The sequence below is a fragment of the Nonomuraea mesophila genome, from assembly GCF_004352805.1.
In the GTDB taxonomy this organism is placed as follows: Bacteria; Actinomycetota; Actinomycetes; order Streptosporangiales; family Streptosporangiaceae; genus Nonomuraea; species Nonomuraea longispora.
Map to the genome: position 1 here is coordinate 21,407 of NZ_SMLD01000111.1, position 10,236 is coordinate 31,642.

Sequence of the window (10,236 nt, forward strand, 5' to 3'; positions counted from 1 at the left end):
GCGTGAGGCACCCGGCTCACAACCAGCCGGCGTCCTCGGCGATGCGGATGGCGTCGATCTTGTTGCGGGCGCCCGTCTTGGTGATGACTCCGGTCAGATAGTTGCGTACGGTGCCGGGCGACAGGTGCAGGCGCGCGGCGATGTCCTCGGCCGACGCGCCCCCGGCCGCCTCCCTGAGCACGGTCGACTCCCGGGGCGTCAGCGGGCTCTCCCCGTGCTCCATGGCCGAGGCGACGAGCTCGGGGTCCAGCACGCGCAGGCCGGAGGCCGTACGCCTGACGGCGTCGGAGAGCCGGTCGCCGGGCGCGTCCTTGACCAGGAACGCCTCGATGCCGGCGGCCAGCGCCCTGCGCAGGTGGCCGGGCTGGCCCATCGCGGTGAGCACGAGGATCCGGCACGACGGCAGGCGCTCGCGCAGCTCGGCGGCGGCGGTGATGCCGTCGACGACCGGCAGGTCGATGTCCACGACGGCGACGTCGGGGCGGATCTCCAGGGCCCTGGGCACGATCTCGTCGCCGCGGGTGACCTCCGCGACCACGTCGATGTCGGACTCGAGGCGGAGCAGGGCGGTGAGGGCGGCGCGGATCATGTGCATGTCCTCGGCCAGCAGCACTCTGATCACGTCGCCACCTCCACGGCCAGCAGGAAACCTCCCGCGCCCGTCGGGGCGGCGGCGCAGGAACCGCCGGCCTGCGCGGCCCGCTCCGCCAGGCCCGTGAGCCCGCCGCCGGCCGGGCGCGAGCCGATGAGCGCGCCGTCGTTCGCCACCTCGAGACGGAGTGTCGTGCCCTGCAGCGACGTCGTGATCGTGCAGGTCGTGGCCCGGCTGTGGCGCAGAACATTGGTGACACCTTCGCGCACCGCCCACGCCAGCGCCTCCTCGGACCGCCGGGGGAGCGGCACGTCGGCCAGGTGCGCCTGCGCGTCCACCCCGGACGACTCCAGCAGCGCCACCGCCCTGTCGACCTCGCCGGTCAGCGACAGCGCCCGGTAGCCCTTGGCCACCTGCCGTACGTCCTTGGCCGCCTCCCTGGCCACCAGAACCAGCTCGCCCACCTCCGAGCGGGCCTGGCCGGGATCGCCCTCCATGAGGCGGGCGGCCAGGTCGCCCTTGAGCGCGATCGCGGTGAGGCTGCGGCCGAGCCCGTCGTGCAGATCGCGGGAGATGCGCAGGCGTTCCCTCATCACCGCGGCCTCCGCCAGCTCGGCCCTGGCCGCCTCCAACTCGGCCGTCACCCGGACGAACCGCACCAGCGCGTACGTCATCGCCCCCGTCGTCGGCACGGTGATCACGTAGAAGGCGACGATCACCGGCACCGCACCGGACAGGGACAACGCGGCACCCTCGTAGACCATCATGAGCCCCACCAGCGAGCCGCCCCAGCGCAGCGGCAGGTACACCAGCAGGCTCCCGGCCAGCAGCGGGGCCGCCACGGCCGACCAGCCGCCCGGCAGCAGCTCCGGCAGGTAGGTCGCGGCCACCTGGAGCACGAGCGTGGCAGGGAAGAGCGGCGGGCGCGCATCGCGCAGCGCCGCCCGCATGTTGAGGGAGTAGGTGGTGATGACGGCGCTGATCGCCATGGTGGCCAGCACACCGTAGACCGCGCCGTGCTGGAAGTAGAGCAGCGCGATCATCGTGTAGGCGCATGAGACGCCGACGATCAGCCCGGTCGCGAGCCGCCTGGCGGTTGACGAGGTCACGGTGACGATTATGACCTGCGGGGTTCCCAGCGGAACCACAGCCGGATCGCGGCCAGCCCGGCCAGCGTCCATCCGGCCAGGATCAGCAGGGGGACGACGAGCTCGCCGGTCCTGACGGCGTCGACGACGGCCGTGGTCGGCAGCAGGCCGAGCACGGGAGGCAGCCACGAGGGCAGCGGGATGGGGCCCATCGCGCCCGCGGAGACGCCCGCCACCAGGAACACCGGCGTGGTGAACGCCGCTGCCAGCTCCGCGCGCGGGACGGCGGCCGTGTACGCGGCGCCGAGCAGGGACAACACGGCCGAGCCCGCGATCACGACGGCGGCGAACGCGACGGGGTCGGCCGGCAGCGGAACATCCGCCACGAGGTGCACGGCCAGCGTGCACGACACGATCACGATCACGGTCTGGGTCGCCGTGCCGGCGATCTGGCCGGTGAGGATCTGCGCGTCGGTCAGCCGGCTCGCCCGCAGCCGTTTCAGCACGAGCTGGTCGCGGCGGCCGGCCAGGACGACGGTGACGTTCATGAACGCGGTGATCGCCAGCAGCAGCGCGAGCGCGCCCTGGAAGATGTGGGTGGCCGCGGCGACGTCGGTCACGTTCCGCATGAGGGCGGGCATCCCGACGGCCAGCCCGACGGGGGTGACCACAGAGGCGAACACCATGGACTTGTCACGCCAGAACAGGCGGGTGGCGAGGCGGAATGTGGCGGCCATGTTCCTCGGGCTGGTCCTCGGGCTGGTCCTCGGGCTGGTCCTCGGGCTGCCCATCGGGCCGGTCATCGGGCGCTCCTGGACAGGTCGAGGAAGAGGTCTTCGAGGGTGGCCGTACGGACCTCCAGGCCGGCCAGGCGCACGCCGCGCGCCGCCGCCCAGCTGAGGAGCGTCTGCGCGGCGAGATCGGGATCCTCGGCCCGGCAGACGGCGAGGTCGCCCTCCAGGGTGACCGCCAGCGGCAGGTCCGCGGGACGGACCTCGGCGGGCATCCGGAACGCCACCCGCCCGCGCCGCGCCGCGAGCGTCTCCGCCATCCCGCCGGAGGCCACGATCTCACCCTGGTCCATGACGGCGAGGGCGGAGGCCAGGCGCTGCGCCTCCTCCAGGTAGTGGGTCGTCAGCAGGACCGTGGTGCCCTGCCCGGCCAGGTCGCGGACCACCTCCCAGGTCCTCGACCGCGCCTCGGGGTCCATGCCGGTCGTCGGCTCGTCGAGGAACAGCACATCGGGGCGGCCCAGCAGGGCGAGCGCGAGGTCGAGCCTGCGCTTCTCGCCGCCGGACAACTGGCGCACCCGCGTGCCCGACCGGCCCTCCAGCCCGGCCAGCTCCAGCGCCTCGTCGCGCGGGCGCGGCGCGGCGGTGAAGTCGCGCCAGATGTCGACGGTCTGGGCGACCGTCAGCTCAGGGAAGAACCCGGCCTCCTGCAACATGATCCCGACGCGCTGACGCAGGGCCGCCCTGTCGGACCAGGGGTCGAGGCCGAGCACCCGCACGGTGCCGCGGCCGGCGCGCTGGAAACCGGCGAGCACCTCGACCGTCGTGGTCTTGCCCGCGCCGTTCCTGCCGAGCAGCGCGAAGACCGTGCCCTCGGCGACCTCGAACGAGACGTCCTTGACCGCGGGGAAAGCCTGGTGGCTCTTGCTGAGCCCGCTGACTTCTATCGCTCTCATGGGTCCGACTATCGCGGGGCGCGATCGCGGACGGCAGTGAAGAATTCACGACTTCCCGGACAACTTGAGCAGCGCGTCGGTGACACCCTCCGGATCGATCACCTGGTGCAGGTGCTGACCGGGCAGCCGGGTCACGGGCCAGCCGCGCCGCGCGGCCTCCTCGGCGATCGTGTCGTACGGCGGGCCGTACCACAACATCGAGCACCTGACGTCGTCCCACCCGGCGGGCACCGGCAGGGACTGCGTGTAGTAGTCGAGCGGCAGCCGGGGCTGCTCGGCCGCCACCCGCACGCGCGTCGCGGGGTCGGGCAGCAGGGCCACGACGTCCTCCTCGTCCCACCAGTCGGTCCAGCGCGGCAACATGCCGTCGGGGCCCGCCAGATCGCGCAGGAACGGCAGGAACCCGTCGTCGGCGGCCTTGACCAGCCCGTCGCGCGGCGGGAGGTGCGCGTCGGCGAACACGCAGGCCACCACCCGCCCGTCGAGACCCTCCTTGATCAAGGGGAGGAAGAGCCCGGCGTTGCTGTGCCCGGCGAGCACCACGCGGGTGCCGGGGGTGGCCGCGCGCACCGTCTCCACCACGCGCGGCCAGTAGGGCGCCTCTCCCGCGGTCACGCCGGTCAGGTCGGGCACCACCGCCGCGTGCCCGCGGCGTTCCAGCGACTCGGCCACGGGAGCCCACGTCGAGGGCCCGACGGAGGGGCTGTGCACGAGTACGAAGGTCGAATCCATAACCACACCCTGTCAGACGACCAGGGTCCGGCGGGAGACCGATTTGTCCGTTCCGTCGTAGACGGCCCAGGCCGCGGCCAGGTTGTTCACCGCCCGCGAAAGCTCGTCCTCGGGGAGCAGGAAGTGCAGCCGCATGTGGCCGGCGTGCCCGCCCGCGGGGTCGAACGACCGGCCGGGCGCCACCGCGACCCCGTGACGGAGCGCGACCTGGGCGAACGAGCCGGCGTCGCCGCGCGGGATGCCGACCCAGAGGGTCTGGCCGCCGAGCGCGGGCGCGATCGACCACGACGGCAGGCGCTCGCGCAGCCCGGCGCAGAGGTGGTCGTGCAGCCGGCGGGACGTGCTCACCCGCGCGGCCCGTACCTCGTCGAGGCGGCGGAGCAGGGCGACGGCGGCGAGCTGGCTGACGACCTCGCCGCCGAGGTCGCGCACGGCCCGCAGCCTGGCTAGCCGCGCCACCAGCGGCGCCGCCGCGCGGATCCAGCCCACGCGCAGCCCGCCCCAGACCAGCTTGCTCAGGGAGCCGACCGTGATGATCTGCTCACCCCGCCCGTACGCCGCCAGCGGTGGCGGCGTCTCGCCCGAGAAGCACAGCTCGGCGCGGACCTCGTCGTCGATCAGCGGCACGTCGTGCTCCGCGGCCAGCGCGGCCAGCCGCCTGCGCGCCGGACGGTCCATGACGGCGCCGTCCGGGTTGCGGGCCGTGGGAACGAAGTACGCCAGCGCGGGACGCTCGCGCATGGCCGCGTCCGCCTGCTCCGCCGTCACCGGCCTGATGGCCGCCGCCGCGTGCCGGAAGACCTCCAGAGCGCCCGGGTACGTGGGCGTCTCGGCCAGCACGGTGTCCCCGGGGGTCAGCAGCAGCCCGGCGAGCAGGGTGAGCGCCTGCTGCGCGCCCGTCGTCACGATGATCTCCTCGGGCGTCGTCGGCACGCCGCGCCCGGTGTAGTAGACGGCCAGCGCCTCCCGCAGGGCGGGTTCCCCGGCCGGCCGGTACCCCATGGAGCGGGTGCCCGCCAGCCGCGCCCCGGCCTCGGCGTACGCCTCGAACATCGCCTCCGGCGGGTCGGGCGGGGCGGCGCACATGAGCTGCTGCACGCCGTCCGGCGGATGCAGGAGGTGCAGCAGCAGCGGGTTGGCCGCCACTCCGTCGGCCGAGCGCGTCGCGGGCAGGTCGAGCGCGGCCACGCGGGTGCCGCTGCCCCGCCGGCGTACGACGAGCCCTTCCTGCTGCAGCAGGTCGTACGCCGCCACCACCGTGCCCCGGCCCACCGCCAGCCGCCTGGCGAGCACGCGGTCCGGCGGGAGCGGCTCGTCGGGCGGTACGACGCCGTCGTCGATCAGCTCCCGCAGCCGGGTGGCGAGCAGCAGGTACAGCGGCCCGCGCCCCGACGCCCAGCGGCCCAGCAGGTCGACGAGGTCATCATGATTGGCCCCATTCATGGACCAATTCTGAGGCATTGGCCCTCACGGTGAGTCCCGTTTGTGGGCGATCCTTGGCTTATGAGCGAATTCCGCCCCGAAACGCGGGCCGTGCACCCGCCTCAGCCGGCCGTCGAGGGCAGCCGTCCGATCAGCGTTCCCATCTACCAGACCTCGGGGTTCGTGTTCGAGGACCCCGCCGTGATGGCCGCCTCGATGGGGCGCCCCGACGGCGCGTACGTCTACGGGCGCTACACCAACCCCACCGTCCGCTCCCTGGAGCTGGCCGTCTCCGGGCTCGAGGGCGGCGCGGGAGCCGTGGCCACCGGGTCGGGCATGGGCGCGATCAACACCGTCCTGCTCGGCCTGCTCAAGCCCGGCGACCACATGGTGGCCCAGCGATCGCTGTACGGGGGGACCGCCGCCATGCTCAACGAGCTGACCGGCCGGTTCGGCATCACGGTGACGTACGTGCCGGAGAACGATCCCGGCGCCCTGCGCGCCGCCGTACGGCCCGAGACCAGGCTCGTCTACCTGGAGACGATCAGCAACCCGATGACGCTCGTGGCCGACCTGCCCGGCATGTGCGCGGTGGCCCGCGAGCTCGGCATCCTGTCCGTGGTCGACAACACGTTCGCCACGGCCATGCTCTGCCGGCCGCTCGAGCACGGCGCGGACATCGTGGTGCATTCCACGACCAAATATCTGTCCGGGCACACCGACGTGGTCGGCGGGCTCGCCGTCTTCGCCGACGCCGCGCTCTACGAGAAGGTGTGGCACTTCTCGGTCGAGCTCGGGGCCTCGGCCGACCCGTTCGCGGCCTGGCTGACGCTGCGCGGGCTGCAGACCCTGGGGCTGCGCATGGAACGCCACTGCTCCAACGCCCACCACCTGGCCGTCCGGCTCGCCGAGCACCCCGCCGTGACGGCCGTGCACTGGCCGGGGCTCGCCTCGCACCCCTCGTACGAGCTGGCGGGCAAGCTGCTGCCGGGGTTCGGCGGGGTGTTCGCGTTCGACCTGGCCGGCGGGCGCGCGGCAGGGGAGAAGTTCATGAGCTCCGTACGCCTGGCGCTGCTCGCCCCCTCGCTGGGCGGCGTCGAGACGCTCATCCTGCACCCCGCCTCCACCTCGCACCGGTCGCTCGGCCCCGAGGAACTGGCCCGCAGCGGCATCGGCGAGGGCACCGTGCGCATCGCGGCCGGCATCGAGCACCCGGAGGACCTCTGGGCCGACATCTCCCAGGCGCTGGCATAGTGTCGAATGCTGACGACCAGGCATGTCATGAACGAGAGGACAACGTGACCACCGTCGCCCACGAGGACGTGCGGGCCGCCGCCGGCAGGATCGGCGGCCTGGCGCTGCGCACCCCGGTGTTCGAGATCTCGCCAGGGTTCTTCCTCAAGCTCGAACTGCTGCAGCACTCGGGGTCCTTCAAGGTACGCGGGGCGTTCAACCGCATCCTGTCGGCCGGCGAGCTGCCCGACGGCGGCGTGATCGCGGCCAGCGGCGGCAACCACGGGCTGGCCGTGGCGTACGCGGCGCGGGAGCTGGGCGTGCGGGCCGAGATCTTCGTGCCCGAGGTGACCAGCCCGGTGAAGCTGGCCGGGCTGCAGGCGCTGGGCGCGCACATCACCCAGACCGGCGCCATCTACTCCGAGGCCGCCGAGGCCGCCGCCAAACGCGCCGCCGAGACCGGCGCGCTGACGGTGCACGCCTACGACCAGCCCGAGGTGATCGCCGGGCAGGGGACCACCGGGCTGGAGATCGCGGAGCAGACCGGCGGCGTGGACACCGTGGTGGTGGCCGTCGGCGGCGGAGGCTTCGCCGCTGGCATCACGTTGGGCACGGAGGGTGCGGCTTCTCCGGGTGCGGTGGTTTCCCCGGGTGCGGTGGCTTCTCCGGGTGCGGCGGCGGAAGCCTCCGGAGAAGGGCCGCGGATCGTCGCCGTGGAACCCGAGCGGATCCCGACCCTGCGGGCGGCGCTGGAGGCGGGCCGCCCGGTACCCGTCGAGGTGAGCGGCGTCGGGGCCGACGCGCTGGGCGCCAGCAAGATCGGCGGCCTGGCCTTCGAGATCCTGTCCGGCCCCAGGGTCGAGAGCGTCCTCGTGGCCGACGATGCCATCATGGCCGCCCGCCGTACCCTCTGGCAGCGGCACCACATCGCAGCCGAGGCCGCCGGCGCGGCGGCGTACGCGGCGGTGTTGTCAGGGGTCTACACACCGGGCCCGGGGGAGCGGGTGGCGGTCGTCGTCTGCGGCTCCAACACCGATCCCGCCACCTTGACCACCTGACCCCGTCCGCGCCGGGTCCGGCATGGCGTGCGGCGCCCCCACCGACGAGAACGCTCGCTGTGGGCGGGTGCGGGTTCGCGGCCCGTGCATCCGTGAGGGCGGTGAGGCGCCGGGCGCCGGCCAGGTCGCGCAAACCAGCGCGTCACGTCCGGCGTTCCCCCGGCGTTCCCTCCGGCGTTCCCCCGGCGTTCCCTCCGGCGTTCGCCCGGCGTTCGCCCGGCCTCCCCGGCGGGCCCGTGGCCCGTCGGGGAGCGGACGGTGCGGGGCCGGTCAGCGGTAGGTGTGCTCGGGTGCGGGGAAGGCACCGGATGTGACGTCGGTGGCGAAGGCGCGTACGGCGCGGTCCATCTCGCCCGCCAGGTCCGCGTACTGCTTGACGAACCTCGCCGGACGAGGCGTCAGCCCCATGAGGTCCTGCCACACCAGCACCTGCGCGTCCGTCGACGGGCCCGCCCCGATGCCGATCGTCGGGATCGCGAGCGACGTCGTCACCCGCTGCGCCAGGTCGGCGGGCACGCACTCCAGCACCACCGAGAACGCCCCGGCACCCTCCAGATCCTTGGCGTCCGACATGAGTTCGTCGCCCGCCTGACCGCGCCCCTGGACGCGGTAGCCGCCCATGACGTTGACCGACTGCGGGGTCAGGCCCAGGTGCGCCATGACCGGTATGCCCGCCCCGACCAGCGCCTCGACCTGGGGCACGATCCGGCGGCCGCCCTCCAGCTTGATCGCGTGCGCGCCCGCCTCCTTCATGAAGCGCGCCGCCGTCTCGAGCGCCTGCCGCGGTGAGGACTGGTACGACCCGAACGGCAGATCGGCGACCACCAGCGCTCGCGACGAGCCGCGTACGACGGCCGCCGTGAGAGGCAGCAGGTCGTCGACCGTGACGGGCAGCGTGGAGTCGTGGCCGTAGACGACCATGGCCGCCGAGTCGCCCACCAGCAGGACCGGGATGCCCGCCGCGTCGAACACCTTCGCCGTCATGGCGTCGTAGGCGGTGACCATGGGCCACCGCTCTCCGCGCTCCTTGGCCGCGGCGAGGTCGCGGACGGTGACGCGGCGCCCGGCGGCGCCGCCGTACAGCGTGGTCGAAGAGGACATGTGTCATCACTCCAGGAAGGTCTCGAGGCGCCCCTGTGGCGTACCCGGACTCCTCCGATGATGGCACGCGCGGAGAACCGGTGGCGGAACTGTCGGTGCCTCTTGCCAGAATCACCCCGGAGGTAACGAACACATGGCTCTCGACCCCTACCGGCGTCTGCTCGCGCTTCGCGGTGTCCCCACGTTGCTGGTGGTGGGGCTGCTGGCGCGCATCCCGTCCACGGCGGTGGGCATGGCGCTGACCCTGCACGTCGCCACGACGCTGGACCTGGGCTTCGCCCGCGCCGGGCTGGTCACGATGGCCAGCACGGTCGGCATGGCGATCGGCTCGCCGCTGGCGGGCAGGTTCGTCGACAAGCACGGGCTTCGTCCCGTGGTCACCGTCACTACCGTGGCACAGGCGGCGTTCTGGGCGTGCGCGTGGGCGCTGCCGTTCCCCGGCCTCCTCCTGGCGGCGGCGGTGGCGGGGCTGCTGGCGCTGCCGGTGTTCAGCGTGACGCGCCAGTGCCTGGCCGCCATGGTGCCCGAGCCCCAGCGGCGCAGCGGCTTCGTGGTCGACTCGATGCTGGTCGAGCTGTCCTACATGACGGGTCCCGCGCTCGCGGTGGCCGGCGTCACGACCCTCGGCAGCGGCCCGACGATGGCCGCCATCGGGATCGGGGTGACGACCGCGGGCGTGGGGCTGATCGTGCTCAACCCGCCCACCCGCTCGGCCGGCGAAAGAGCGGAGCCGGTCGTCAAGGTGCCCAGGCGGCAGTGGGTCACGCCGGCGTTCGTGGCGCTGCTGGGCACGGTCGCGGCGGCCACATTCATGCTCACGGGGGCCGAGCTCGCCCTGGTCGCCGCCATGGAGAGCACCGGCCAGACCGAGTGGGTCGGCCTCGCCGTGGCCATCTGGGCGGTCGCCTCCCTGATCGGCGGTTTCCTGTACGGAGGCCTGTCACGCGGGTTCTCGCCGCTGGCCCTCATCGGGGCCATGGGCCTGCTCACCGTTCCCGTGGGGCTGGTGGGCGGCGGCTGGCACTGGCTGGTCCTGGCGCTGATTCCCTCGGGCCTGCTCTGCGCGCCGTCCCTGTCGTCCACCGTCGACGTGCTCACCCGCTGGGTGCCCGTAGGAGCGAGGGGAGAGGCGATGGGCTTCCACGGCACCGCGTTGCTGGTGGGCGGTGCCGTCTCGGCGCCGATCGCGGGAGCCGTCATCGACGGGACCGGCCCGGGATGGGCGTTCGCCGTGGCCGGTTCCGCGGGGGTGGTCATGGTGGTGGTCGCGCTGCCGTTCTGGCGCCGCCGCCCGGCGACGACGTCCACCCCACCGGCCCGCCC

10 protein-coding genes are annotated in these 10,236 nt (G+C 73.6%); 3 read left to right on the forward strand and 7 right to left on the reverse strand.

Annotation, left to right across the window (positions count from 1 at the left end):
• Positions 1-16: 16 nt before the first annotated feature.
• Genes E1295_RS32335 through E1295_RS32360 form a run of 6 tightly spaced genes read right to left on the reverse strand, consistent with a single transcriptional unit; the run spans position 17 to position 5,542 of the window.
• Positions 17-622: a response regulator transcription factor gene (locus tag E1295_RS32335; RefSeq protein WP_132636322.1), complete on the reverse strand. Its 606-nt coding sequence runs from the start codon at positions 620-622 to the stop codon at positions 17-19.
• Positions 619-1,701, reverse strand: a complete 1,083-nt coding sequence (locus E1295_RS32340) for a sensor histidine kinase (RefSeq protein WP_132636324.1) — start codon at positions 1,699-1,701, stop codon at positions 619-621. Before E1295_RS32340 ends, E1295_RS32335 begins: the two co-directional genes overlap by 4 nt.
• An 8-nt stretch (positions 1,702-1,709) precedes the next feature.
• The gene (locus E1295_RS32345; RefSeq protein ID WP_132636326.1) at positions 1,710-2,483 is read right to left on the reverse strand and encodes an ABC transporter permease; all 774 of its coding nucleotides are present in this window, start codon (positions 2,481-2,483) and stop codon (positions 1,710-1,712) included.
• Positions 2,480-3,367, reverse strand: a complete 888-nt coding sequence (locus tag E1295_RS32350; protein ID WP_132636328.1) for an ABC transporter ATP-binding protein — start codon at positions 3,365-3,367, stop codon at positions 2,480-2,482. Before E1295_RS32350 ends, E1295_RS32345 begins: the two co-directional genes overlap by 4 nt.
• 45 nt (positions 3,368-3,412) lie before the next feature.
• The gene (locus tag E1295_RS32355) at positions 3,413-4,099 is read right to left on the reverse strand and encodes an alpha/beta fold hydrolase (protein WP_132636330.1); all 687 of its coding nucleotides are present in this window, start codon (positions 4,097-4,099) and stop codon (positions 3,413-3,415) included.
• 12 nt (positions 4,100-4,111) lie between these two features.
• The gene (locus E1295_RS32360; protein WP_132636332.1) at positions 4,112-5,542 is read right to left on the reverse strand and encodes an aminotransferase-like domain-containing protein; all 1,431 of its coding nucleotides are present in this window, start codon (positions 5,540-5,542) and stop codon (positions 4,112-4,114) included.
• 60 nt (positions 5,543-5,602) lie between these two features.
• On the opposite strand from E1295_RS32360, the gene E1295_RS32365 reads away from it, so the two are divergent.
• Positions 5,603-6,775: a trans-sulfuration enzyme family protein gene (locus E1295_RS32365; protein WP_132636334.1), complete on the forward strand. Its 1,173-nt coding sequence runs from the start codon at positions 5,603-5,605 to the stop codon at positions 6,773-6,775.
• A gap of 44 nt (positions 6,776-6,819) precedes the next feature.
• Complete coding sequence (locus tag E1295_RS32370; protein WP_132636336.1) at positions 6,820-7,812, forward strand: pyridoxal-phosphate dependent enzyme; 993 nt, start codon at positions 6,820-6,822, stop codon at positions 7,810-7,812.
• A 270-nt stretch (positions 7,813-8,082) separates the two neighbouring features.
• On the opposite strand, the gene panB is transcribed toward E1295_RS32370, so the two are convergent.
• Positions 8,083-8,913, reverse strand: coding sequence for a 3-methyl-2-oxobutanoate hydroxymethyltransferase (panB, locus tag E1295_RS32375; RefSeq protein ID WP_132636338.1), 831 nt, complete (start codon positions 8,911-8,913; stop codon positions 8,083-8,085).
• 133 nt (positions 8,914-9,046) lie between these two features.
• On the opposite strand from panB, the gene E1295_RS32380 reads away from it, so the two are divergent.
• The coding region (locus tag E1295_RS32380) for an MFS transporter (RefSeq protein ID WP_132636340.1) at positions 9,047-10,236 on the forward strand (1,190 nt) is incomplete at its 3' end.

Excerpts from the sequence above, each read along its gene's own strand:
- E1295_RS32345 (WP_132636326.1), bottom strand. The coding sequence starts at position 2,483 with ATGACCGGCCCGATGGGCAGCCCGAGGACCAGCCCGAGGACCAGCCCG.
- E1295_RS32350 (WP_132636328.1), bottom strand. The coding sequence starts at position 3,367 with ATGAGAGCGATAGAAGTCAGCGGGCTCAGCAAGAGCCACCAGGCTTTC.
- E1295_RS32355 (WP_132636330.1), bottom strand. The coding sequence starts at position 4,099 with ATGGATTCGACCTTCGTACTCGTGCACAGCCCCTCCGTCGGGCCCTCG.
- E1295_RS32360 (WP_132636332.1), bottom strand. The coding sequence starts at position 5,542 with ATGAATGGGGCCAATCATGATGACCTCGTCGACCTGCTGGGCCGCTGG.
- E1295_RS32365 (WP_132636334.1), top strand. The coding sequence starts at position 5,603 with ATGAGCGAATTCCGCCCCGAAACGCGGGCCGTGCACCCGCCTCAGCCG.
- panB (WP_132636338.1), bottom strand. The coding sequence starts at position 8,913 with ATGTCCTCTTCGACCACGCTGTACGGCGGCGCCGCCGGGCGCCGCGTC.